This window comes from Novosphingobium sp. FKTRR1 (genome assembly GCF_020404405.1).
GTDB lineage: Bacteria > Pseudomonadota > Alphaproteobacteria > Sphingomonadales > Sphingomonadaceae > Novosphingobium.
Genome location: NZ_JAIZDA010000004.1, coordinates 160,029 through 185,902, shown reverse-complemented (window position 1 = coordinate 185,902; position 25,874 = coordinate 160,029). Strand labels below are relative to the sequence as shown.

Genomic DNA, 25,874 nt, shown 5'->3' with positions numbered 1-25,874 from the left:
TAACCAAAGCTGCCCCCACGCCGAATGTCAACGGCGCGGGGGATGATTTACGTGCAATTCATTCAGGCAAAGGTGGCGGCCTCGGTCACCACCGGGCGCCGGGCATAGAACCCGAACGCCGCGATCACCGCATAGCAAATCGCTGGAAGTACCAGAGAAAGCGTCAGGCTGCCGGTCACGTCGGCGAGGCTTCCGGTCAGCAACGGGATGACCGCGCCACCAAAGATGGCGATGTTGATGATCCCCGAACCGTCTGCGGTACGCGCACCCAGACCCGCGCTGGCCAATGTGAAGATCGTCGGGAACATGATCGAGTTCATCAGGCCGATCAGCAGCAAACTGCCTGCGGCGACCGATCCGACCGAAAAACCCGAAATTGCCAGTAGCACCAAAGCTCCGACTGCGGTTCCGGCCAGAGCCTTGCCGGGGCTGACGCGCATCATCACGGCAGAACCGACAAAGCGCCCGACCAGCGCCCCCGCCCAGTAATAGGGGATGAATCCGCCCGCCGCCTCAGCCGAGAGGCCCAGTACGCGCGGCTGCTGCATGTAGTTGACGATGAGCGAGCCGATCGACACTTCGGCCCCCACATAAAGAAAAATGCATATCGCACCGAACGCGAAGCGCGGATCGCGGAGCAGTTCGAAACTGCTCAGGATCGAGCTGTCGTGGTGCTTTTCGCCCTTCAACCGGTTGCGGTTGGCCCAGACCACGGCCGCCACAATCGCGAGCGCAATCGCCAAGCCGATGTACGTGCGCGCGACGATCTGGGTTTCGGCAACGCGGTAGGCATCGAGCGCCGCGCCCGAGAGTTGCGCCGCCGTGACCCCGGCCAGCGAGCCCAGAATCAGGATAGCGCCGACCTTGGGAAAGATCACCGTCCCCAGCGAGTTGAAGGCCTGTGCAAAGGTCAACCGGCTGGGCGCGGTGCGCGCGGGCCCGAGCAACGAAATCAGCGGGTTGGTAACGACCTGCACGACAACCACGCCGCTTGCCAGCACGAACAGCGCGAACAGGAACAGCGGATAGGCGGCGCCTTGCGATGCGGGAATGAACAGCAGGCAGCCGACCATCATCGTCAGCAGCCCCACCACTGCGCCGCGCATGTAGCCGACCTTCTTCACCAGTGCCGCGCCGGGGATGCCGACCAGCAGATAGGCGGTAAAGAAGCAGAACTGCACCAGCATCGCCTGCGTGTAGTTGAGCGTGAACAGTTCCTTCAGCTTCGGAATGATCACGTCGTTAAGCGACGTGATCCCACCGAAAATGAAGAACAGGACCATGACGAAGGCGCGCAGTTCGGGCGCATCAAGCGTTTCGCCGTCTCCGACTGTTTTATCGGCAGTGCCGGGGGCAAGGGCCATCAGTCAATATCTCCCGTTTCGGATACGCAGCCTTGCAACGGCCCGTTCACTCCGCCTTGTTGGCGAGGCTTTCGGCAAAGTCCACGCGCATACGTATGGGATCGTTCACATGGGTGGCGCCTGATGCATCAAGGAGTTGTACGGTGGTGTCATCGGCGGTCACCACTGGCCAGGCGGGCACCCCTGCGGCGCCGTCGGGGCGACCGGTCTTGGCAAAATTGATCCAGTATTGGTGGGTCAACCGCGCGACACTGGCCTCCTCTGGCCGTGGCGCACCTCCTTTGCGGGCCGCAACGGTATCAAAGACATAAGGGATCTCGCTGGCATGCGGCGCGCCGCCCATGGCTGCCGCCAGTTCGGGACGGGCATAACCGAATCGATAGAGCCATACCGGCTGGCGCGAGCCAAGCGTGCGGGCGATGGCGCGCGCCGATTCGATGAACATGCGGTCGGCTGCGGACTGTGTGGCCAGCACCGAAACCGGCGTCTTGCCATCAGGATCATAAAGCTTGCGCGCCTCGGCCTCACGCGGACCATAGGCGGCAAAGATGCGGTTACGGTCACTCTCCATGCTGAAACCGTCCGCGGAATTGGCGCCGACGATGACCGGCACCCTGGCGTAAAGGCCCGCAGCAGCGCCGTCGATCGCCTGCCCCAGGATCGTCCGGCCATCGACCATCGGCCCCGAATAACCCGGCTGCCCCATCGTCATCATGCTGAGGTTGCCGGTCACTTGCGCAGCCGGGAGCGCGCGCAAGGCAGCCGCATCCAGACCCTGCGCAAATGCGGCCCCGGCCTTTGCCGCGTTGGCAATCGTCGGCATCGGCAGCGTGCGATCACGCCCGCCGCCGCTCTCGATGATCACCCGGTGGAACAGCCCGCGCGCAAGCGGGGATTGCAACAGCATGTGCATCGACATTCCGCCCGCGCTTTCGCCGAACGCAGTGACATTGCCCGGATCGCCGCCAAACGCGGCAATATTGGCCTGCACCCATTTGAGTGCGGCGATCTGGTCAAGAAACCCGAAATTGCCGCCGAAACCCTCGGACGCCAACGCCGGATGCGCAAAGAACCCGAACCGGCCAAGCCGGTAGTTGAGGCTGACGAACACCACGCCATCGCGCGCAAAGTTTTCGCCCGAATAGATTGCCGGAGACGTGCCGCCGTTGACGAAGCCGCCGCCGTGGACCCACACCATTACCGGAAGCCGGGAGGACGAAGCCGCCGCTGCTGGTTTCCACACGTTGAGGAACAGGCAATCCTCGGCCGGTGTCGTGACGATCGGCGCCGCGTCCGGCGGAAACGGGGCTTGCGCGCAGTCCGCACCATAGTGCGTCGCGTCGCGCTCGCCGCGCCAAGGCGTAACGGGTTGCGGTGCCCGCCAGCGGTTCTCGCCAACCGGAGCGGCGGCATAGGGTATGCCCTTGAAGCTGCTTGCCGCACCGCTGGTCTCGCCCCTGATCGTGCCCGAGGCGATCGTCACGCTTTGCGCCCCGGCCCCCACCGGAACAGCAAGCGCCATGGCCGAGGCCAGCAGTGCAGCAAGCTTCATCAAGTCAATCCTTCCAGGTCTTGCCAGCGATCTTGACCGTGACGACCGGGCCAAGGTCATCGGCATTGCGACCCAGCGCGAAGCCGTAGTCCCCAGCCGGAACGGTCCAGCCGCCGTCCTTCCAATCGGCCAGCAGGCGCGGGTCGATGGTCACGCTGACCTGCTGCGAAGCGCCGGGCGCCAGCGACACGCGCTGGAAGCCGACCAGACGCCGCCTGGCCTCACCCTTGCGGCTGACCAGATAGACCTGACCGACATCGTCGCCCGCCAGCTTGCCTGTGTTGGTCAGCGTAAAGTGTGCGGTCGCCGAAACGCCCTTGGCCGCAATAGCAAGACCCGAACCGGCAAAGCTAGTATAGCTGAGTCCGAAGCCGAACGGGAACAGCGGCTTGGCCCCTTTGCGCGCGAACCAGCGATAGCCGACATCCGATCCTTCGATGTCATAGTTGGCGTGCAACTGGTCTTTGCCCGGCGCGGCATCGCCCGCGAAGTTCGGTTCGACCCAGTCCGCACCATCCAGCTTGGGGCGCGGCAACTGGTCAAGGCTGGCGGGGAACGTCACCGGCAGACGCCCGCCCGGATTGGTATCGCCGAACAGCACCGATGCAATCGCCTCACCCCCGCGCGCACCGGGATACCAAGCCTCGAGCACGCCGGCCACCTTGTCCAGCCATGGCATCGCGATCGGGCCACCGGTCTGCAACACGACGATGGTATTGGGATTGGCCGCAGCGACTGCCGCGATCAGCGCATCCTGCCCATCGGGCAACGACAGATCGGGCTGATCGAGCCCTTCGGCGCGCCACTCGTTGGCAAACACGATGGCGACTTCGGCCTGCTTGGCCTTTTCGACCGCATCGGCGATATAGCGTCCGTCGCGGAAGGTCACCGTTGCCTGGGGCGCCAGCGCCTTGATTGCCTTGAGCGGAGCCGAGCGGTGGTACTGCTGGTTCATGAACGCCGCGAACGGGCCGTCACCGCCGACCGAGCGGACCGCTGCCGGACCGCCCTCACCCTGCACCTGGCTTGACCCGGCGCCCGACAGCACGCCGGTATCGGCATAGCCGCCGATGACCGCGATCGACTTGGTCGACTTGGCCAAGGGCAAGGCCCCGTTGGCATTGCGCAACAGCACGATCGCCTGCTTGGCCGCATCAAGCGCGATTTGGCCGTGCGCAGCAAAGTCGATGGTGCCGCCGGGCTTTGCCGGAAACTTGTCGATGCCAGTCGCATAGATCGCGGTCAGTACGCGCTTGTTGATGTCATCGACGCGCGCCGCCCATGCCGGGTCTGCCGCCGCCTTGGCCTTGAGCGGGCCGGTAAAGAACACCGCCTTGTCCAGCTGTTCGCCCGATTGCTGGTCAAGCCCGTTGATCGCCGCCTCGACGCCGGGAACCGCGCCCCAGTCGGACATCACGAAGCCCTTCCAGCCCCACGACTGCTTGAGCACCTTGTTCAGCAGCCAGTCCTGATCGCAGCCCTGCTTGCCCAGAATGCGGTTGTACGAACACATCACCGAGCCGGGCTGGCCCTGTTCGATGCCGATCTGGAAGGCCAGCAGATCGCTTTCGCGCGCGGCCCCTTCGGCAATCTTGACGTCCACGTACTTGCGACCGGTTTCCTGGCCATTGAGCGCGAAGTGCTTGATCGTGGAAATGATATGGTTCGACTGGATGCCACGGATGGCTGCGCCGACAAGCACGCCCGACAGCAGCGGATCCTCGGCAAGGTATTCGAAGGTGCGTCCGTTGCGCGGATCGCGCGCCAGATTGACCCCACCGGCCAGCAGCACGTTGAAGGCCTTGGCCCGCGCTTCGGCACCGATCGCCGCGCCGCCTGCGTAAAGCGTGTCTGGGTTCCACGTCGCGGCCTGCGCCAGCCCCGATGGCAGCGCAGTGGCGCCGTCATGACGCAGCCCGCCGACCCATGCCACCCCAAGGCTGGCATCGGATTCGGTCAGCGCCGGAATGTTCAGCCGGGGAATGCCCGCGACATAGCCTGCCCCAAGCACGCCATCGGCCGGGACCACCGTGCCGGGAATGAACGGCACAGCCATGATGCCATGGGTGAGCACGTACTTTTCGTCCACCGTCATCTGCTTGAGCGTGGCGACTGCACGCGCCTCGGCTTTGGCAAAGTCGGCAGAAGTGACCGGTTCGGCAGCCGCAGGCAGACCGACAGCCAATGCAGCAACGGCGCAACCGACGGAAAAGACAGGACGAAGTTTCATGCGCTCTCCTTGGGGGAACGAGAGGGAAGGTAAAACGACAAGGGCGGGGGCCGCAAGCACGCCTGCAGCCCCCTGAGGGAACCAATTTCAGATCAGAACTTGAGCCCCGCGCGAACGCCGTACTGGCGCGGCGCTTCGATGGTCACGCCCGCACCAAGGCCGGTTGCGGCATTGGCGATGGTGATCTTGTTCTCGATGTTCTTGACGAAGCCCTGAACATAGAACCGATCATGCGGCGCGGTGTAGGTGATCGTCGCGTCGGTCTTGGTGAACGACGGCTGGCGGAACTGCGACAGATTGTTGAGGTCGATGATGTAGTATTCCGAGCTCAACCGGCTGCGCAGCGTGGCTTCAAAGCGGCTGCCGTCGCCCAGCGGGATGGTCTTGGTCACGGCCCCGGTCACGACGTTCTTGGGCGCATGGTCAAGCGCGGCGCCCTTGAACGAGAAGTTCGGGAAGTTCACCGCGTCGGGCACGAAGTTGGCATAGCGCGCGTTCGTGTAGGTATATCCCAGATCGACCGTGAAGGTGTCGCTGGGCTTCAGCGTCGCTTCCAGTTCGACACCGTCGACCTTGGCCTTGGCGGCATTGCTGATCAGCGTAGCCGGGATCGGCACGGTGACGACCTGGCTGACCTGCAGGCTGTCATAATCATAGTGGAACACCGCCGCGTTGAAGCGGAAGGCGGGCGAGATGCGGAACTTCACGCCCGCTTCATAGTTCGTCAGCGTTTCGGGGTTGTAGTACAGCGCCGCGGGCGTGAGCGCGCAACCGACGCCAGCGCCGGTGACGCAACCGTCGTTGAAACCACCAGCCTTGTAACCGGTCGACACCGCCGCATAGATCAGGCCCAGACCCGGCGCATCATAATCGACGCCGACCTTCCAGATCGTCTTGTTGAAGGTGCGCGCGGCCACGTTTTCGTTGAGCACGCAACGCGCCTTGCCGCAGATCGACTTGGTGACGTCGGCAAAATCGACCACGGTGGCACCGTTACGCGACTTGAAGTCGTTGGTGTAGCGAATGCCGCCGGTAATGTGCAGCGCCGGGGTGATGTCGAACGTCAACTGGCCAAAGGCGGCCTTCGACTTGGACACGGTCGGCCCTTGCGGGAAGGCAAAGCCGGTAGCGTTCGGGACGACGATGCTCGACAGCGGCGCGCCAAGGTTGAATTCCAGCGACGACTTTTCGTGGAAGTAATAGCCGCCTACCTGGCCATGCAGACGCGAGCCCTGACCGAAGGCCAGACGCAGTTCGTGGCTATCCTGCTTGAACGTGCCGAAGAAGAACGCCGGGTTGTTCAACGCACTGAACAGCAGCAGGTTGCGCGTGTCATCGCGGTCGGTCTTGCGGTACGCACCCAGATAAGTCAGCTGCACCGGGCCGAAATCATAGGTGAACTCACCCATGATGCCGTAGTTCTTGTTGTTGCGCTGGCTGGGATAGATCGGCGCGACAGTCAGCAGGCGCTCGTAATTGGCCGGGTGATCGACATAGACCGGGTTGACCGTCTTGATGCCGACGGTGGACGTGTCATAGAAACGGTCCAGCGTGACGAGGTTGCCGTTGCTGCCCGAACCCTTGGTGTTCGAATAGTCACCACGGACCACGAACGTCAGGTTGTCGCCCAGCTTGCCGCCGAACGACAGGCGCGCAGACAGCGTTTCGCGGAACGGATTGACCGAAGTCGGCGACGTGCCGTTGACGGTGTAGAACGTGTCCTGCCGCTGATAGTTGACCGCAGCGCGCACGCCCAGTCCTTCGGCCACACGCAAGTTGATCATGCCCGTCGAATCGACGGTGTTGAGGCTGCCATAGCTGCCGTCGAGCGATGCGGCGAACTCGTCCTTGGGCTTGGCGCTGATCACGTTGATCACACCGGCCGTGGTGTTGCGGCCGTAAAGCGTGCCCTGCGGCCCGCGCAGCACTTCGACGCGTTCCACGTCGTAGAAGCTGCCCAACGCATCGGACGGACGCGCGATATAGATGCCATCGAGCAGGAAGGCCGCCGAGGGGTCACCCTTTTCGGTGGTGTCGGTGCTGGTCACGCCACGGATCGAGATGCGCACGGCATCGCCGCTTTCGGTCAATGCCAGGTTGGGCACGGCCATCGACAAGGCGCGTGCGTCGGTGACGCCAGCGCTCTTGAGCTGGTCTCCGCTGATGGCCGACAGCGTGATCGGGGTCTTGGACAGCAGGGTCGATTGGCGCGTGGCGGTGACGATGATGTCACCGGTCGATGCCGCCGCAGCGGCGGCGTCCTGAGCACCAGTGGTCTGGGCATCCTGCGCATAGGCCGGCACGGCAAGCGTGAAGACCGAGGCAAGGCAAGCAGTGCGGATCAATTTCATTTTTTCCTCCCTCTTGTTGCACAACCGCGATGTGCCGTTGCGCTCCCCGTCGGATGGTTCGCAGCAAGCCCAAGCCAACCACCCGACCAAGAAAACGACCAACGTGGGTTGGCCCAAAGCGCCCGGATCACGCGCACAGGGTTGCTGCCTCGCCCCACAGGTGGAGCGATTGGAACATTGAGGAAATTTTGCTGAAGGCCAGCGCATGCCAAGTGCGCCAACCGACCCTTCCCTCTCCCTGAGCGAGCTTTCCGCTTGCTTCTGATGTACGATTGACACCCGTTGTCAGCGCTGTCAAGACTGCGCTGTCAGACACGGTAGATGACTGGACAAAGGGACAGGGCCATAAGGCTGTCATGAACAATACGATCCGACAGCATCATGCGCCTCACGCCACCATGGAGGACGTTGCCCGGCTTGCGGGCGTGTCGCTAAAGAGCGTCTCGCGCGTCATCAACAACGAGCCGCACGTATCCGCAAAGCTACGTGCAAAGGTCGAAGCAGCGATAACAGAGCTCGACTATGTACCTGATATGGCGGCACGTTCGCTTGCCGGATCGCGCACCTTCATTATCGGCCTGCTGTTCGACAACCCGAGTCCGAACTACACCATGAAAGTGCAGTCGGGCGTCTACCGCGCCTGTGTCGAACACCAGTACCACTTGCGAATCGACCAGATCGATTCGTCGTGCAGCGATGACCTTGTGCAGGCGCAGTTGAGCGCGATCTTGCGCAACAGCCGTTGCGACGGCTTCATCCTGACCCCTCCGCTGACCGACAATCAGCTGGTTCTGGATTTTCTGGAGAAGCAGGGGATTCGCTATGCGCGCATTGCTCCGGACATCCAGCTGGACCGAGCGCCGTGCGTGTTGATCGACGATTTCGCCGCCGGAGCGATGGTAGCGCACTATCTGTTCAACCTTGGCCACCGGCGCTTTGGCATCATCACCGGCCCCGACCATCACGGCGCGGCGCACCGCAGGCGTGATGGATTCGTTTCGGCTTTGCGCACGATGGGTCTGGACGGGCCGATCCTTGAGGCGCCGGGCGGGTTCGCTTTCAGCGGCGGAATTGCGGCCGGTCAGGTGCTGATGGATGCATCGCCAAGGATAACGGCCATTTTCGCGACCAACGACGATTCGGCAGCAGGCGCGATGGTCAGTTGCATGCGCGCAGGCGTTACCGTGCCGGGCGATGTTTCGGTTTGCGGCTTCGACGATAGCTGGGTGGCGGAATCGGTCTGGCCTGCGCTGACCACCGTCTATCAGCCGATCGAGGAAATGGCGCACCGTACCGCGCTGATGCTGCTCGACCGCACCGGACAGGCAGCAACGCAAACAACGCTCGATTTCCGGCTGATCGTGCGCGATTCGGTTGCCGCCGCGCCATGAAACGCGGAAGCGCCTTCACCGCCTTCACCGCCTTCACCGCCTTGATGGCAATGATCGCGCTGCCTCAGGTTGCGCTTGCAGCCACTGCACCGTTGCAGGCGCAATCACACCCACGCCTGTTCGTGATCAGCGACATCGGCAACGAACCCGATGACCAGATGTCGCTGGTCCGTTTGCTGCTGTACGCCAACGAAATCGACATCACCGGATTTGCCGCCGCCACCTCGGTCTGGCAGCGCACGGCCATCCATCCCGAAATCGCGCGCGACGTGATCGACGGTTATGGCGAAGTGATTGCAAACCTGCGCTTGCACGGCACAGGCTGGCCCGATGCTGCGGTCCTGCGCGCGCGGGTTGTCGACGGCGTGGCAGGATACGGCATGGCAGCGATCCATCCCGACCACCCTTCGGCCGGAGCGCAGGCCTTGCTCGACCAAGCGCAAGCCGATGACCCGCGCCCGCTATGGGTCAGCCTTTGGGGCGGGGCAAATACGCTGGCCGAAGCGCTCGCCCATGCCCGCGCCACCCTGCCCCCCGACCGGCTGGCGCAAGTGGTGGCCAAGCTGCGTGTCTACGCCATCAGCGATCAGGATGATGCCGGGCCGTGGTTGCGGCGCGAATTCCCCGACTTGCTCATGATCGTCAGCCCGTCCTCGCTCGATGGCGGGGACTATGCCCGCGCGACGTGGACCGGGATCAGCGGCGATCAGTATTACCGCAATGGCGCAGGTGCGGACTTCACCACCGTCAGCAATGCATGGCTCGACGCCAATATCCGCAGCAAGGGACCGCTCGGACGCCACTATCCGCGCCACATGTTCATCATGGAAGGCGACACGCCATCCTTCCTCGGGCTCATTCCCAACGGGTTGATGTCGCAGCAAGGGCCAGGCTGGGGCGGCTGGGGTGGCCGCTATATCCTGCGCCAGCCCGCCGGCGAGCCACGCCCGATCTGGACGCAAGGCGGCGACAGTTTCATGCGCGTGACTTCGGCCGATAGCGTCAACGGGGTGGTGTCCGATCAGGCGACGATCTGGCGCTGGCGCGTAGCCTTCCAGAACGACTTCGCCGCCCGCATGGACTGGACGATCAAGCCCTTTGCCAAGGCCAACCATCCACCCAAGGTGGGGTTGCGCGGCCTTGAATCCGCCGGGCAGATCGTTGTCCGCACAAAGATCGGCCAACGGTGGAGCTTCGATGCCTCGGCCAGCAGCGATCCCGATGGGGACAAGCTGCACTATCGCTGGTTCGCCTATCCCGAAGCCGGTTTCGACGGGCGTGGCGCCAATCCGGTCCTGCAACTGAGCCACCCGGAGCGCGCGCAAGTCACCGTGACCGCCACCGCGCGCTGCGCCGATGCGTGGTTGCCGCTGATCCCTTGCCCGCCCGGCCCGCGTACCGCGCACCTTATCCTTGCCGTCACCGACAGCGGCAAGCCCACTCTGACCCGTTACAAACGAATCCTGATAGAGGTGAACGATGAAAAACCGGAGTGAAACCGGCCTGAACCGGAGAGAAGCGCTGGAACTTCTTGGCACCGGCGTTGCCGCATCGACGCTTGCTGCTGCGCCTGTAGGGGCGGCAGCAGCGGCTGGAAAGACCGCAAGCGAGGCCTCGGCCTCGGCTGGCGCAAGCTGGCATGCCACCGTTGCCGGTCGGCCTTGGCGAGCCCGACCGGTGAGCCCGCTCACCGCGCCGTCGGGCAGCCTGTTCGATCTCGACGTGGTGTTGCGCATCGACCAGCCGGCCCAGACCATCGCCGGGTTCGGCGGCGCTTTCACCGAAAAGGGCTGGCAGGCGCTGTCCGCGCTTTCGCCCGCGCGCCGCGATGCCGCTCTGGCAGCGCTGTTCGGCGCGGACGGTTGCAATTTCAGCCGCTGCCGCACCCCGATCGGGGCCAACGACATCTCGCGCGGGTGGTACAGCTATGACGAAGTGGCTGATGACTTCGCACTCGATCACTTTTCCGTCGCCAACGATACCGAGACGCTGATCCCGTTCATTCAGGCAGCGCAAGCGCATCAGCCCGCGCTCAAGGTCTGGGCATCGCCATGGTCCCCGCCGACATGGATGAAGAAGGGCGGCCATTATGCGCAGGCACCAGCCTGGCCCGGCCAGCCGTCCAACGGCATCCGCCCTGACCAGTTGGGCAAGGAGGGCACCGATTCCTTCAAGCTCGAGGACCGCTATCTCGACGCCTATGCCCGCTATTTCGCCCGTTATGTCGAGGAATACCGCAAACACGGCATCCGCATCGACACGGTCATGCCGCAGAACGAGTTCAACTCCGCCCAGCCCTTCCCCAGTTGTACCTGGACGCCCGAGGGACTTGCCCGCTTCGTGCCCTATCTGGGTCGCGAGATGGACAAGTTGGGGGTCAACGTGTTCTTCGGCACGCTGGAACGCGGCAACGCGGCCCTGTTCGAAAAAGTCATGGCCGATCCTGCCGCGGCAAAGGTGATCAAGGGCATCGGCGTGCAATGGGCTGGCAAGGGCGCGTTGCCGGCCTTGCGCGAACACTTCCCCGACGTGGAACTGTGGGGTTCGGAACAGGAGTGCGGTTTCGGCACCAACGACTGGCATTATGCGCGATACAGCTGGAACACGCTCAAGCGCTATTTCGAACATGGTGCCAGCGTGTGGACCTACTGGAACATGGTGATGCCAATCGGCGGGATGAGCGGCTGGGGCTGGCCGCAGAACGCGCTGGTCGATGTTGATACCAAAGCCGGGACTTTCCGCCTGACCGAGGATTACTGGCTGATGCGCCATATCGCCGGGTCGGTGCAGACCGGTGCGCGGTTCATTCCGGCGGAAAGCTTCCTTGGCTTCACCGACCAGATCGCCTTCCGCAATCCCGATGGTTCGGTGGTGCTGGTGGCCAGCAATCCGATCAGCCAGCCGTTGCGGGTGCGCTTTGCCATCGGCCAACGCGTGCTGACGCTGAATCTTGAGCCGGATTCACTCAACACCGTGGTGATACCGGCCGCGCAACTGGCCTGAAATACCTGATCGGGCCGCTTTAAGGGACGAGCGGCCCGATCGCCCGATCACCGGTCGCTGCTGAGCGTAACCGGCCCGACCAACCCGGCCGGACGCAGCGGTGCGTCGGCGCGGTAGGTCGGCAGCGCGGTCCACGTTACCTTGGTCGCGCCGGGCTGGGCATCGCCGATCAGCCGGTTGACCCAGGTATTCGCGACCTTCACGGTCAACGTGTTGAAGCCCTTGCGCAGCGCCGCAGAAGCCTCGACCCGATAGGGCGGGTGCCAAACGGTGCCAAGATCGCGCCCGTTGAGCGAGACTTGCGCCAGATCGCGCACAGCCCCCAGGTCGATCCACAGCGGTCCGCGCCGATAGGTCTTGGGCAGCCTGAACACTTTGGTATAAGTCGCCACGCCCGAGAAGTACTTCACGCCCGGATCGGCATTCTGGTCCAGCGGAGCGAGCGCGGGCAGCGTGATGGTGGCTGGCGCACCCCGGCCCGACTGGAACGCCACGTTCCACGGTCCCGACAGCGGCCCCAGCGGCAACGGCACCGACTTGCGCAAGTCCAGCCGATCCGCCTTTGCCGCCTTGCGAAACACGACGAAGGCCGAACTTTCCGCCGCCAGCGTCAGCGGCACCACCGTCTCGCCGTTTTCGATCCGATAGCTGACCGGCTCGATCTTGCCGGTATCGGCATGCCACAATTCGGGCTGCTTGCCGGAAATGCGGAAGTGCGCTTCGAACACTTCGTCACGCGGCAGACGATTGGCGACGAACCATGCCGCGCCATCGGCCAGTTCGCGGTGGACGAACAGCAATTGCGCGTCGCTGCTGGTTCCGGTCGCCCGGAAATCGGGAGCCACGCCGATCTGCGCCAGCGCAGCGTCGGCATCGCGGCTGGCGATCACCCTGCCCTGCCCGACCGTCGCCATGGCGTCGCCCGGCCACAACTTGTGCACCAGCGCGCTCCACTGCCCGGCGTCGTCATCAAGGCTGGGGCTGGCAACTGGCGCATTACCGATCACAGTCGCGCCACCTTCAACCAGAGCGGCCAGCCTTTGCAGGGTCTTGAGCGTCATCCGCTGCGACGATCCGCCCAGATAGATCGCGCGATACCGCGCGCCACCCTGACTGACGAGTTCATTGCCCTGATTGAGCAAGGCGGCGTTGAGCGCGTCGGCGCCGATGAAATCCCACGCGTGCAGGCGCGGAGCGTCGGCAACCGGCGACTGGCCATAAAGCCCGGTCAAGGGTGCTTCTTCGCCATAGAAATAGGCAAGATCGGCCACGTTTCGGCCCGATTGCAGCAACAGCGATGACCGTGCGATGTAATCGACCCAAGGCTTGGCCATCTCGGCCCAGCTTTCGTGGCGGTTGAAGTACTGGCCGAAGATCATCAGCGACAGGCCGGGGAGCTTGTCATCGACCGGCTGGTGCACCGAGGTGTGGATCACCGGGCGGTTGATGCCGCTGGCGAATTCCAGATCGATGTAGCGGCGCAAGTCGACCGGCGCATAGTTCCAGGGCGCCAGTGCGGCGGTCATGGATTCTGCCGCCGCCAGGTTCTGGCCATAGACGTGCGCCACCGACGCCGCGCCCTTCATGTCGGCCAGATAGCTTGGGTTGGGCCCGGTCTTGCGGCCATAAGTCCACAGCGCCGCCATCGGCACATCGGCAAACTTGCGCATGGCCATGTCATCGCCCAGCGAGGGGCGGTTGTCCTCCAGCGCCTCGCCATAGAGCTTGAGGCCGTTCTCGCGGGCGATGCGCGCGACCATGGCATAGTGCTCACCGGCCATCAGATCGGCCAACGTACGACGATAATCGTACAGGAAGCGGTCCGACTTCTCGCGATCACCGACGATCACGCCGGTCAGCGCCGGGAACCACGGTGTCGGGTCATAACCGCGCAACCGCTTGAACTGCGCCACCATCTTGGGCGTCCAGTTGGCGGCACCGACTTCGATCGAGTCGGTCAGCAGCGCGCGCACGCCCTTCTTGCCGAACAAGTCTGCCCCAGCGGCATCACGCACCATGCCCAGATAGTGCTGGATATAGCCCTTCACCGCCTCGCCATCGAACTTGTCGACCTCAAGCCCGGTCGCCTCGGGCGTGGCGGGATGGTTGGTGGTGCCTAGCAGGCTCCAGCCCAGCCGGACGACCTGCCAAGACGATCCCTTGGGTGCGGTCCAGTCGAGCGTACCGTCGGGGCGCACTTTGCCCGTCAGGTTGATCACGCGCGCAGGATCGACACCAATAGCCGCTGCATCCGGGTTGCCCAGCGCATAGTAATCGCGTGCAATGGCAAAACCGGCCTTGGTCTCGAAACGGTCGACAACGGCTTCGGCCGAAAGGCGCACCTGCTTGACATGCAAAGGCGCGGCGGCTGCGGCCGCCATCATCTGGACAAAGAAACCCGGGTCCGAACCCGGTGCCGGATCGCCGAGGTTCGACCCGTTGAACGGACGTGGCGAAAGCACCAGCCGGAAGGCCTTGGCTGTCACCGCCGGGAAACTGACCGTTGTCGGCGCGGCATCGACCGGCAAGTCGGCCACCTTGCGCCAGGCGGCGCCGTCATCACTCGCTTCAAGCACCGGGGCGACAGTGGCGCCCGAGAACATCCCCTTGGCGCCTTCGACGAACACGGTTGCCGAGCGCACGCTGACCGGCTGGTCATAAGTGTAAAGGATCGTTGTGGGGCTTTCCGCCGTACCGCGCGGCAAGTCGACCCCGGTCTTGAGGCTGTCATCGGTCAGCGCGGCGCCATCGATGGTCTTGCCGTCGCTGCCGGTCACCAATGGTACAGGCAACGTTGCGGCAGCAACCGGATAGGCGAGCACCGCAATGTCGCCATAGGCTTCGGGCACTGGAGGCCCTGCTGCGCCACCGATTGCGGCCACTTCGTCATGATACGGCACGTCGAGGTAGGGACCGGTGGCCTTGGGCGGCGATGGCAGCACACCCTCGACCTTGCGACCGCCTTCGACCGTCGTCTGGCTCCAGACCAGCTTCTTCAGACCATCGATGGGGGCGACCCACGGCCCGCCCGTTTCCGACCATCCGGGCGATGCCGCGACCGCCATTTCCAGCCCCAGCCGGTCGGCTTCGGATGCGGCAAAGCGGAAGGCGTCCTTCCATTCCGGCGTCATGTAGACCAGCCGCTTTTCGACGATCTGCGGGGTCGCAAGGTTCGCATCGAAGTTCTGCAGGCCGCCGATGCCGACCCGCTTCATCCATGCCAGATCCTTGGCAATGCCGTCCTTGGTGACATTGCCGTTCATCCAGTGCCACCACACGCGCGGACGCGCCGAATTTGGGGGATCGAGGAACTGCTGTTCAAGCGCTTCGGGCTTGGCCGTCGGCGGGGCCTTCGCCGGGGTCGTGGCCACAGGCGTGTCCGCCAATGCCGTGACCGGGGTCAGCGCCGCACCGGCAAGGCAGGTGGCCGCCATCAGGCCAAACCGCTTGATCATCTCAGAATCTCCCGCCCCAAAGGCTTGTTATTGTTGATACGCCAGATTCAGACAATGCCCGCGCCAAGACCCACGGCCTTGCGCTCCTGCGCCTTGCGATCGCGATACTGGCTGGCACGATAGGCGGCGAGCACATCGATAGCGCCACCAGCATCTGCCCGCGCGCGCGCCAGGATCGGCGCTACGTCGATGGTATAGGCGCGACGCAGCGCCTGAAACGCCATCATCGTGTCATTAGTGCCTTGCGCCGCATGCAAGGCATCGCGATCGACCAGCAGCGCCTTGGCGAAGCACTGGGTGATCGCCTCGGCGCTCGACAACATCGATTCGATCGGGTCGGTCACATTGTGCGACTGGTCGATCATGTAGCTGGGGTTGAAGCCGTCTCGGGGATTCAGTTCGGCCTCGACCAGTTCGTTGAACACCAGAAACAGCTGATGCGGATTGATCGAACCCGAATCGAGGTCATCGTCGCCGTACTTGCTGTCGTTGAAGTGGAATCCGCCCAGCTTGCCGAACCGGTGCAGGCGCGCCACGATCTGTTCGATGTTCACGTTGGGCGCGTGGTGCCCCAGATCGACCAGACACTTGGCCTTTGGCCCCAGTTCCTGCGCCGCCAGAATTGAGCTGCCCCAATCCGAAATGACGGTGGAGTAGAACGCCGGCTCGAACATCTTGTGCTCCAGCAGCATCCGCCAATCGTCGGGCAGCGCGGCATAGACTTGCGCTGCGGCCTCAAGATAGCGATCAAGGCTGCGCGCAAAGTCCTGTTGGCCAGGAAAGTTGGTGCCATCGCCCACCCACACGGTCAGGTCGGTCGAACCGATCTGTCGGCCGATCTCGATGCATTCGATGTTGTGTTCGATGGCCTGTTGACGCGTCGCTTCCAGCGTCGAGGACAGCGAGCCGGTGGAATAGCTGTGCGGCTGTCCCGGCTGGTCCTGAAAGGTGTTCGAGTTGACCGCATCAAAGCCCAGCCCAAGCGCTGCTGCTTCTTCGCGCAGTGCCTTGTAATCGCTTACCTTGTCCCACGGGAAATGCGGGCTGACGCGGGGCGTGACGCGTGACAGCTGGTTGATGACCGCGCAGTCCTCCAGCTTTTCGTGGATGTTGGTCGGCTCGCCGGGGATGGGGAACTTGGCGAAACGGGTACCGCCGCGCCCCGCACCCCACGAAGGCACCGCGACCGAAAACGCCGCCACGCGGTCCTTGATCGCATCGATGGCAATGCCGCTGCGCGCCAGCTTGCGCCCCAGCGCGTCATAGTCCTCATCCAGCGCTTGCACCTGCGCGGCGTTGTGTTCGGCAATCAGGTCGGCGGAAATAGGCAAATCGGTCATGGTCATTCTCTCCGGCTCCACTCCGTCCGCGCCTTGCTTGATCACGCGGACGGGGGCGTTGTCATTCAGCGTGTGAACGCCTGCACGTTACCGGCATCGACGTTGATCATGTTGCCGGTCGATTTGGCCGAGGCATCGCTGGCAAGGAAATACACCGCTTCGGCGATATCGGCGGGCAGCACGTCACGCTTGAGCATCGAGCGCTGACGGTAATGCTCTTCCAGTTCCTTGCCCGCATCGATGCCGTGCGCGCCTGCACGTTCCTTGCGCCAGTCGCCGTCCCAGATGCGGCTGCCCTTGATCACAGCGTCAGGGTTGACGGTGTTGACGCGGATGCCGAAGGGCGCGCCTTCCAGCGCCAGACAGCGGGCAAGATGGTTCGCCGCCGCCTTGGCCGAGGCATAGGCCGACGCACCGGCGGCCGCAGCCACCCCGTTCTTCGAGCCGATGAACACCACTGAAGTGCCGCCCTGCTCCTTCATCCGGCGCAGCAACGGCCACGCCGCGCGCGCGGTAAGGAAGTACCCTTCGGCCAGCACGTCATAGTTCTTGCGCCACAGCGCGACCGTCGTCTCCTCGATCGGCGCGGACGAGGCGATCCCGGCATTGGCGACCAGAATGTCGAGGCCGCCGAATTCGCGTGCGGCCAGATCGAAAGCGGCCTTTACTTGCGCTTCGTCAGTCACGTCGCACACGGCGGCGCGCACCACGTCCTTGCCGAACTGCTTGGCAAAGCCTGCGCGCACCTCCTCGATGGCGGTGGCATCGCGATCGGCCAGAACCACGCAGGCGCCGTCGGCCAGCAGCCGCGCCGCTGTCGCTGCGCCGATGCCGCCTGCTCCGCCGGTGACCAGCGCGATGCGACCGACTTGCGGCTTGGGCGCGGGCATGCGTTGCAGCTTGGCCTCTTCCAGCAGCCAGTATTCGATGTCGAAGGCTTCCTGCTCGTCGAGCGCGATGTAGCTGCCGATCGCCTCGGCTCCGCGCATCACGTTGATGGCATTGCCGTAGAATTCACCGGCCAGCCGCGCCGTCGTCTTGTCGGTGGCAAAAGTGATCCTGCCGACACCAGGCACCAGCACCACCACCGGATTCGGATCGCGGATCGCCGGGCTGTTGGCTCGCTTGCAGCGCTCGTAATAAGCCGCGTACATCGCGCGATAGTCGGCCAGCTTTTCGGCGAGATAGCCATCGTCCTGCAAGCGTAGCGGATCGAGCGTCAACGGCGCGATCTTGGTGCGCAAGAAGTGATCAGGGCATGACGTGCCCAGCGCGGCCAGCCGCTCGAACTCGGCGCTGCCGGTGAACTCCAGCGCCTCGGCATCGTCGGAATAGTGGCCGACCTTGCGCCGCGCTCCGGTCATCAGCCCGCGCAGGCGGGGCATCAGATCGGCGGCGATTCCCGCCCGATCCGGGTTCGGCGCCACGACCTGCCCGCCAAACGCGGGGGCATCACCCAATTCGCCGTTCAGATAGTTCGCGGCGTCGGCGATCAGTTGCACGGTGTGTTCGTAACAGGCCTTGGCGCTGTCTGCCCAGCAGATGATGCCATGCCCGGCCAGCATCACGCCTTCGACCTGCGGATTGGCGGCCACATAGTCGCGCAATTGCACGCCAAGCGTATAGCCCGGTCGCTTCCAGCCGAGCCAGCCGATCTTGCCGCCCCAAATTTTCAGCGTAGCCGCCTCGCCACCCGACGATGCCGCCAGCGCGATGATCGCGTCGGGGTGCACGTGATCGACGTGCGCGAACGGCAGCAGCGAATGCAGCGGCGTATCGATACTGGCCGCCCGGCCGTTCAGATTGAAGGTGCAGTGCGGCAGGTAGCCGACCATCTTGTCGTCGTCATCCGGCCCGGCATAATGCTTTTCCAATGCCAGCAGCTTGTGCTGGTACAATGTGGCAAAGCCGTCGAGCTTCATCGAGCCGATGTCACCGCCCGAACCCTTGACCCACAGCACTTCGACCGACTCGCCGCTCAACGGATCGACTTCGATCAGCTTGGCCGAGGTATTGCCGCCACCGAAATTGGTGACGGTAAGGTCGCTGCCTAGCAGGTTGGAACGGTACAGCAGCAGCTCGGCCGGACTCAGTTTGGCGGCAACCGCATCATCCCAGCGGCTTGTCGGCACGGCAAACGGGATCGCTGCGGGCGAGATGGGGGTCTGGGCGTTCATGGCATCCCTTCGGGGTAAACGGGTGACATTGCGTCTTGTTGAGCGCCTGCTACCATTTTTGCTGGAAACGATCAATAATGATTGCTATTGATTGTTTCAACAAAATCGAAGCGGAGAGATTGCGGTTTGGCACGCGGCACCACCATCGTCATCGACCTTGGCAAAACCCTCAGCAAAGTAAGCCTGTGGTCCGCATGCGGCGAACTGCTGGACCGGCACGTGCGCCCCAATGCGCCGATCGAAGTTGACGGCCTGCGGCGCCTCGATGCTGGCGGCACTGGACAGTGGCTACTGGAAACGCTGGCGCACTTTGCCGATCATCCGGTTGAAACCATCATTCCGGTCGGTCATGGCGCAGCCGTAGCGGTGCTTCATGGCGGCGCGCTGGCGTTCGCCCCGCTCGATTATGAGCAAGCCATTCCGGTCGAAACGATGGCCGCCTATCGCACCACGCGCGATACGTTCGCCGTCACCGGATCGCCCGCGCTGCCCGATGGCCTGAACATCGGTAGCCAGTTGCATCTGCTCGAACAGCGCTACCCCGAAGTGATGGCCCGCGCCACGCTGCTGCCCTGGGCCCAGTACTGGGCGTACTTCCTGACAGGCGTGGCCGCCAGCGAAGTGACCAGCCTTGGCTGCCACAGCGACTTGTGGAACCCGCTTGCCGCCGACTTCGCACCCATGGCACGGACACGCGGCTGGGCGCAGCGCTTTGCCCCGCTGGCGAAGGCCGGCGATGCGGTGGGGGTATTGCTGCCGTGGATTGCCAGCCAGACCGGCCTGTCGCGCAATGTCCGGGTGCTGGCTGGCCTGCATGATTCCAATGCGGCGCTGCTGGCTGCCCGCGGCTTTGCCGAGATCGCCGACAATGAAGCGACTGTTCTGTCGACCGGCACCTGGTTCGTGGCAATGCGATTGGCGCGCTCGGGCGTGAACATGGCCGCCCTGCCCGAGGCGCGCGACTGCCTTGTCAATGTAGACGCCTATGGCCAACCGGTGCCATCGGCGCGCTTCATGGGCGGGCGCGAGATCGAGACACTGATCGAGATCGACACCCGCCGCGTCGACATCCGCCCTGATCAGCCCGCCCTGCTGGCTGCGGTGCCCGAAGTACTGGCGCTGCAAAAGATGGTTCTGCCAACGTTGATGCGCGGGTTCGGTCCTTTTCCGCATGGCACGTTTGGCTGGATCAACCGACCCGAGGATTGGTTCGAGCGCCGTGCCGCCGCATGTCTTTACGCCGCAATGGTGGCCGATACCGCGCTTGATCTGATTGGATCATGCGAACGTCTGCTGGTCGAAGGGCGCTTTTCCGAGGCCGATGTGTTCGTGCGTGCACTCGCCGCGCTGCGCCCACAAACGCAAGTATATGTCGGCAATGCGCATAATGATGTCTCATTCGGTGCGCTTCGGCTTGTCGATCCGGCCTTGCGACCGCTAGGTGCGCTGGTCAGGGTGGAACCGCTCGATGGGCCGATCGATGCCTATCGCCGCCGCTGGCATGCTGAAATCGGAGCTTTTGCATGATTGCCGCGTCCATATCCGACTATCGCGAACTCGCGCGCAGACGCCTGCCCAAATTCCTGTTCGAGTACATCGACGGCGGCTCCTACGCCGAAGTTACGCTGCGCCGGAACATCACTGACCTTGAAAGCGTGGCGCTGCGCCAGCGGGTGATGCGCGACATGTCGCAAGTCGACCTCTCGACCACGCTGTTCGGCCGCAAACAGGCACTGCCTGTCGCACTCGCGCCGGTCGGTCTTGCGGGGATGAATGCCCGGCGCGGTGAACGTCAGGCAGTGCGCGCGGCCGAAGGCGCAGGCGTGCCCTTCACCCTGTCCACGGTCTCGGCCTGCTCGCTCAGCGAAGTCGCCGCCGCTGCGGCCAAGCCGTTCTGGTTCCAGCTATATATGACGCGCGATCGCGGCTTCGTGCGCGAACTGCTGGCAGAGGCGGCCGAAACCGGTTGTTCGACGCTGATCTTCACCGTCGACATGCCAACGCCGGGCAGCCGTTATCGCGACTATCATTCAGGTCTTGCCGGATCTCCCGGGCCTATCGGCCAGATGCGGCGCGCCTTGCAAGGGGCGCTCAAGCCCGGCTGGGCGTGGGATGTCGGCGTGATGGGGCGCCCTCACGCGCTCGGCAACATCGCCCGCAAGCTTGAGGGCAAGACCGGGATCGAGGACTTCTTCGCGTGGATGCGCGCCAACTTCGACAATTCGATCCAGTGGCATGACCTTGATTTCATCCGCTCCGAATGGCGCGGCCCCCTTGTTATCAAGGGCATTCTCGATCCGCAGGACGCCCTGCAGGCTGCCGAGGTAGGTGCCGACGGCATTGTCGTGTCCAATCACGGCGGTCGCCAGCTCGATGGCGTTCTGTCGAGCGCGCGGGCGCTGCCCCCGATCGCCGATGCGGTGGGCGACCGGCTGACCGTGCTGGCCGATGGCGGGGTGCGCTCGGGTCTTGACGTGGTGCGCATGCTGGCACTCGGCGCCAAGGGCGTGCTGCTCGGTCGCGCCTGGGCCTATGCTCTGGCGGCAAAGGGCGAAGCGGGCGTGGCGCACATGCTGAGCCTGCTGGAAGCCGAAATGCGCGTGGCGATGACCCTGACCGGCGTGACGCGCGTGTCTGAAATCGACGGCTCGATCCTCGCCGGGCGCTGACCTGCTCGCCAGCGTCAGCCCCCCCTTGCAACCCCAACGACAACCAGAACAATCAGGAGATGACGGAATGAACGGCAACCCGGCGCTGGGCGTGCTCTTCCACTGGATCGGCGGGTTCTCCTCGGCCAGCTTCTATGTGCCCTACAAGCGCATCCAGCGGTGGTCGTGGGAGGTGTTCTGGCTGGCCGGGGGGCTGTTCAGCTGGCTGATCGCGCCATGGACTTTTGCCGCTCTGCGCACGCACGACCTGTTGGGCGTACTCGCGGCAGCGCCGTCCTCGACGCTGTTCTGGTGCTGGTTCTGGGGCGCGATGTGGGGTTTCGGCGGGCTGACGTTCGGGCTGACGATGCGCTACCTCGGGCTGTCGCTCGGCATGGCGGTGGCGCTGGGGCTGACCACCGTGATCGGTACGATGGGCCCGCCGATCTTTGCCGGTACGCTGGGCACGATCGCGGCCAGTACCAGCGGCAAGCTGACCTTGCTGGGCATCCTGATCACGCTTGTTGGCATCGTCGTCGTCGCGCAGGCGGGCAGCGCCAAGGAGCGCGAACTGGCCAGTACCGGCGGATCGTCAGCGGGGGTAGCCGAGTTCGATTTGCGCAAGGGCCTTGCCATCGCGGTATTCTCGGGCGTGATGTCGGGCTGTTTCGCGTGGGGTCTTGCCGCAGGCCAGCCGGTCCGCGATCTGACGCTTGCCGCTGGCACCGATCCGTTGAGCCAGGGGTTGCCGGTGCTGTGCGTCGTGCTGGCCGGGGGCCTGACGACCAATGCGCTGTGGTGCGCGTGGCTGATCGTGCGCAACCGCAGCTTCGGCCAGTTCTTCGGCGCGGCGGCCGATCCGCAAACCGGCGGCAAAGTGCCTGTTCTGGCCAATTACCTGCTGGCTGCGCTGGGTGGCACGCTGTGGTATTTCCAGTTCTTCTTCTACACCATGGGCGAAAGCCAGATGGGACGTTACGGCTTTTCAAGCTGGACGCTGCACATGGCCTCGATCATCCTGTTTTCGACGATCTGGGGGTTCGCCCTCAAGGAATGGCAGGAAGCCAGCGCCCGCACCCGCACGATGGTATGGACCGGGATCGGCCTGCTGGTCGGAGCGACGGTGGTGATCGGTGCAGGCAACATGCTGAATGCGGCAACCGGCTGAGCGTCAGGGTCTTGCCGACTTTGTGACAGCCTTCGGACACCGGACGTGGATTTCGCTGGGCAGAACAGCCATAAGCGGCAGCGCCGTGGACAGGAATGAGCCTTGACCCACCGTTTGAACCGTACACCGGAGCCGACCTGACGCCATGCATGCCAACGAGCGCGAACGCCGGATCATCGACGCGATGCAGCCGACCGGCTTCGTCAGCTACCGCGCGCTGGAAAGCATGTTGTCGGCCTCACCCGCCACGATCCGCCGCGACCTGACCCGACTTGAGGAACAGGGCGCGATCGTGCGTGTCCACGGCGGGGCCAAACTCGTCGGGGAAGACGATGCCGGCGGCAGTGTCAGCAACGGGCCAACGCTACTGGGCACGCCGTTCGATCAGTCGATCACCGAGAATCTGGTCGCCAAACAGGCGATCGGTCGTGCCGCCGCCGCCCTGTGCCGCGCGGGCGAAGGCATCATGGTCGACGGTGGGACCACCACCTTGCAAATGTGTCCGCACCTTGACGGGCTTGGCCTGCAAGTGCTGACCAATTCGCTGCACATCGTCAACGCTTTGCTGCCGCAACCGACCACACGCATTCTGGTGCCGTCTGGCGCGCTGTTTCGCGAACAGAACATCATTCTGGCCCCGGCGGGCGAGGAATCGATGCCGCGCTTCCATGCGCCCAAGCTATTCATGGGGGCAGCCAGCGTCGGTCCGCAAGGCGTGATGCAGGCCGATGTCGTGCTGGTGGCGGCCGAGCGGCGTCTGATCGACCGGGCGGAGCAGCTGATCCTGATGGTTGATTCGTCCAAATTCCATAACCGCTCGGGCACGATCGTCTGCGGGCTGGATGAAGTCGACATCCTGATCACCGATGCCGGTATCCCCGCCGCCGCCGCCCGTCAGGTGGAAGCAGCCGGCGTCGAGCTGGTTGTCGCAACCTGATCAGCAGAGGCGTCAGCTCGGCAGGCGGTTGGCCCGCGCGATGGCCCCCAACACGGCTGCGCTCGGCTTGGGGGTGCGCGCAAACGTCACCGGATCGAACGAGGCCAGCCCCAGCTTGGGCCCGTAGCCAAAAATCCATTCGAAATTGTCGATCAGCGACCAATGGCAATACCCGAGCACTTGCACGCCATCGGCCATCGCCCGCTTCAATTCGGGCAAGGCGGCGCTGATGAACGCGGCGCGAATGCGGTCGTCGGGGGTATTCACGCCATGTTCGGAGACAAGGATCTTCCGCCCGGTTTCCGCGTGGATATACCGTACAGCACCCGCCAGTGACGGCGCGTAGACTTCCACGCCTGCCCCGTTCAGGACTGCTCCCGGCGGTGGCGGCAGGCGCCCCTTGTCGCCCCACATCACCCGCTCATAGTTTTGTACGCCGACGAAATCGTCCTCACGCACGAGGCCAAGGAATGGGCCATAAAGTTCCTGCCGCATCTTGTCCCGGATCGAGTTCTTGCCGACCGCCTGATCATCGAACACCGAAAGCGACAGTCCGACCGGCAGGTTGCCGCGCACCGACTTGATCGCGGCCCGCGCCGCCTTGTGCCCGGCAACCTGCCCGGCAACGATGCCGTCAACGTCTTCAAGCCGCGCGACATTGGCGCAGATGTAGCGGGGCAAACCCAGCGAGCGCGCCGTGGCTGCCAGCGTCGCGGCCTGAATGTCCCACACCGGCGGCGGCAGGATCGTGCGCAGTACCGGCAGGATGTTCGGCTCGTTCAGGGTGATCGCCATGGCAATCCCATCGCCGATGCGCCGCGTCACGGTTTCGGCAAAGCGCGCGAACAACGCGGCGCTGTCGGCCACAAGCCAACCGCCGCGCGCGGCAAACCAGCGCGGGGTGGTATAATGGTTGTAGGTAACGATCGGCGTCAGCCCGCGCGCGTGGCACCCAGCGATGATCCGTCCGTAATGATCGATCATCGCCTGCGAGAATTGCCCCTGTTCTGGCTCGATCCGCGACCATTCCAGCCCGAAACGATAGGCATTCAGACCGATTGCCTTCGCCAGGTCGAGATCTTGTTCCCACAAGTCCAGACTGTTGGCAGCGTCGCCCGAAGGCGTGCGGAACACCGAAGGCGTCGCGTGCTCCACCGGCCAAAGATCGGCGTTGAGGTTGTTGCCCTCCACCTGATGACCGGCGGTCGATGCGCCCCACAGGAACCCTTGCGGGAACACCGGGTCGAGCGGCCGGGGCGCAGCCGTGCGGGCGAGTACCGGGCTGGCGGCCAGTGCGGCGGTTCCGGCAAGCATGCTGCGACGATCGATCATGGCGTAAACTCCTGTATTCCGGTGAGGCTATGTCGCCAACGCAACGTCGATCAGGTGCAGCATTCGCGCACAAAGCCGATCAATTCGTCGCCAAGGCGGCGGTCGGACGTGCCAAGATGCATCGCCATCGAGTAATGGTTGTGGCCGCTGGCGATATAGGCTCGCGGCAATGCGCCGTGCCGCGCCAGTCGCTCGTCCAGCAGCCCGGCAAACTCCTGCTGGAAGCGCAGCGGATCGAATTCCGCTGTCGCCACCAGCAATGGCAATGCCGTGCTCGCAACCGCATCGCGCGGCATCCGTTCGGCGCACGAGGATGCGTCGCCGAAATAGGCCTGATCGCGCGCATCGAGCGTGGTGTAGCCATAGAGGCCCGACAGCAGCACCAGCCCGCGCACCGGCAGGTCGGCACGCAGTTGCAGCGCCGTCGACACATGGACCGCGCCAGCAGAGGTGCCCATGACCACAATCCGGTCAGGATCGCCGCCGTGCTTCGACGCATTGGCGACCAGCCAGTCGATTGCCGCGTTCACGTCCTCGCCGCCCGCAGGCCACACTGCATCGGGCACCAGCCGATAGTTCATCACCGCGCCCAGCAAACCGGCTTCGGCGGCAAGGCGCCCGACCGCCGCGTTCTGCCAGTTGTCGGTGCCGCCCTTGTCACCCATGCGAAAACCGCCGCCGTGAACGAACAGCAAGATTGGTCGCAAGCTGTCGTCGCTCCCGGCCGCACCATAGATATCAAGCCGATGCCGCACGTCCGGGCCATAAGCACAGTCGCGCGCCGCAACCGGCACCCGTTTGGCAAGCGCTGTTTGCTCGGCATCGAACAACGCCTGACATTGGCTGAGGACATCGGGCCCAAGCTCGGTGCCCATGCCGGCGATCGCGCTGCGCGTGTTCGGCACTACCATCAGGATCATCCCGCA

16 protein-coding genes are annotated in these 25,874 nt (G+C 64.2%); 7 read left to right on the top strand and 9 right to left on the bottom strand.

Annotated elements, in window-relative coordinates; translation table 11 throughout:
• Positions 1–62: 62 nt before the first annotated feature.
• From LDN95_RS06270 to LDN95_RS06255, 4 genes are all read right to left on the bottom strand, one after another.
• Positions 63–1,364 carry a sugar MFS transporter gene (locus tag LDN95_RS06270; protein ID WP_226016789.1) on the bottom strand — a complete coding sequence of 434 codons (1,302 nt, stop codon included), beginning with the start codon at positions 1,362–1,364 and terminating at the stop codon, positions 63–65.
• A 46-nt stretch (positions 1,365–1,410) separates the two neighbouring features.
• Positions 1,411–2,916, bottom strand: coding sequence for a carboxylesterase/lipase family protein (locus tag LDN95_RS06265; RefSeq protein ID WP_226016788.1), 1,506 nt, complete (start codon positions 2,914–2,916; stop codon positions 1,411–1,413).
• A gap of 4 nt (positions 2,917–2,920) precedes the next feature.
• On the bottom strand, positions 2,921–5,146 hold the full coding sequence (locus LDN95_RS06260) for a glycoside hydrolase family 3 C-terminal domain-containing protein (protein ID WP_226016787.1): 2,226 nt from the start codon (positions 5,144–5,146) through the stop codon (positions 2,921–2,923).
• A 92-nt stretch (positions 5,147–5,238) separates the two neighbouring features.
• Entirely contained in the window at positions 5,239–7,497 is a 2,259-nt protein-coding gene (locus tag LDN95_RS06255; protein WP_226016786.1) for a TonB-dependent receptor, read from the bottom strand.
• A gap of 356 nt (positions 7,498–7,853) precedes the next feature.
• Between LDN95_RS06255 and LDN95_RS06250 the strand changes: the two genes are divergently transcribed.
• From LDN95_RS06250 to LDN95_RS06240, 3 genes are read left to right on the top strand one after another with little or no spacing between them, the layout of a single operon-like run.
• Complete coding sequence (locus LDN95_RS06250) at positions 7,854–8,888, top strand: LacI family DNA-binding transcriptional regulator (protein ID WP_226016785.1); 1,035 nt, start codon at positions 7,854–7,856, stop codon at positions 8,886–8,888.
• Positions 8,885–10,384, top strand: coding sequence for a DUF1593 domain-containing protein (locus tag LDN95_RS06245; protein ID WP_226016784.1), 1,500 nt, complete (start codon positions 8,885–8,887; stop codon positions 10,382–10,384). Before LDN95_RS06250 ends, LDN95_RS06245 begins: the two co-directional genes overlap by 4 nt.
• Complete coding sequence (locus tag LDN95_RS06240) at positions 10,368–11,891, top strand: glycoside hydrolase family 30 beta sandwich domain-containing protein (RefSeq protein ID WP_226016783.1); 1,524 nt, start codon at positions 10,368–10,370, stop codon at positions 11,889–11,891. Before LDN95_RS06245 ends, LDN95_RS06240 begins: the two co-directional genes overlap by 17 nt.
• Positions 11,892–11,938: 47 nt before the next feature.
• On the opposite strand, the gene LDN95_RS06235 is transcribed toward LDN95_RS06240, so the two are convergent.
• The 3 genes from LDN95_RS06235 to LDN95_RS06225 form a co-directional block, all read right to left on the bottom strand.
• The gene (locus LDN95_RS06235; protein WP_226016782.1) at positions 11,939–15,346 is read right to left on the bottom strand and encodes a glycosyl hydrolase; all 3,408 of its coding nucleotides are present in this window, start codon (positions 15,344–15,346) and stop codon (positions 11,939–11,941) included.
• 47 nt (positions 15,347–15,393) lie between these two features.
• Positions 15,394–16,686, bottom strand: a complete 1,293-nt coding sequence (gene rhaI, locus LDN95_RS06230; protein WP_226016781.1) for an L-rhamnose catabolism isomerase — start codon at positions 16,684–16,686, stop codon at positions 15,394–15,396.
• 65 nt (positions 16,687–16,751) lie between these two features.
• Positions 16,752–18,863: a bifunctional rhamnulose-1-phosphate aldolase/short-chain dehydrogenase gene (locus LDN95_RS06225; protein ID WP_226016780.1), complete on the bottom strand. Its 2,112-nt coding sequence runs from the start codon at positions 18,861–18,863 to the stop codon at positions 16,752–16,754.
• Positions 18,864–18,989: 126 nt separating this feature from the next.
• Here LDN95_RS06225 and LDN95_RS06220 point away from each other — a divergent pair, with 126 nt between their 5' ends.
• The 4 genes from LDN95_RS06220 to LDN95_RS06205 all read left to right on the top strand — a co-directional run bounded on the left by LDN95_RS06220 (position 18,990) and on the right by LDN95_RS06205 (position 23,616).
• Positions 18,990–20,390: an FGGY-family carbohydrate kinase gene (locus LDN95_RS06220; RefSeq protein WP_226016779.1), complete on the top strand. Its 1,401-nt coding sequence runs from the start codon at positions 18,990–18,992 to the stop codon at positions 20,388–20,390.
• Positions 20,387–21,532 carry an FMN-dependent L-lactate dehydrogenase LldD gene (gene lldD / locus LDN95_RS06215; RefSeq protein WP_226016778.1) on the top strand — a complete coding sequence of 382 codons (1,146 nt, stop codon included), beginning with the start codon at positions 20,387–20,389 and terminating at the stop codon, positions 21,530–21,532. Before LDN95_RS06220 ends, lldD begins: the two co-directional genes overlap by 4 nt.
• 67 nt (positions 21,533–21,599) lie before the next feature.
• Positions 21,600–22,679: an L-rhamnose/proton symporter RhaT gene (gene rhaT, locus LDN95_RS06210; protein WP_226016777.1), complete on the top strand. Its 1,080-nt coding sequence runs from the start codon at positions 21,600–21,602 to the stop codon at positions 22,677–22,679.
• A 145-nt stretch (positions 22,680–22,824) separates the two neighbouring features.
• Positions 22,825–23,616 (top strand): DeoR/GlpR family DNA-binding transcription regulator, encoded by a 792-nt coding sequence (locus tag LDN95_RS06205; protein ID WP_226016776.1) that lies wholly within the window; start codon positions 22,825–22,827, stop codon positions 23,614–23,616.
• Positions 23,617–23,628: 12 nt separating this feature from the next.
• Here LDN95_RS06205 and LDN95_RS06200 read toward each other — a convergent pair whose 3' ends face one another.
• Positions 23,629–24,948: a family 1 glycosylhydrolase gene (locus LDN95_RS06200; protein WP_226016775.1), complete on the bottom strand. Its 1,320-nt coding sequence runs from the start codon at positions 24,946–24,948 to the stop codon at positions 23,629–23,631.
• 50 nt (positions 24,949–24,998) lie between these two features.
• Positions 24,999–25,859, bottom strand: coding sequence for an alpha/beta hydrolase (locus LDN95_RS06195; protein WP_226016774.1), 861 nt, complete (start codon positions 25,857–25,859; stop codon positions 24,999–25,001).
• Between the last annotated feature and the right edge of the window lie 15 nt (positions 25,860–25,874).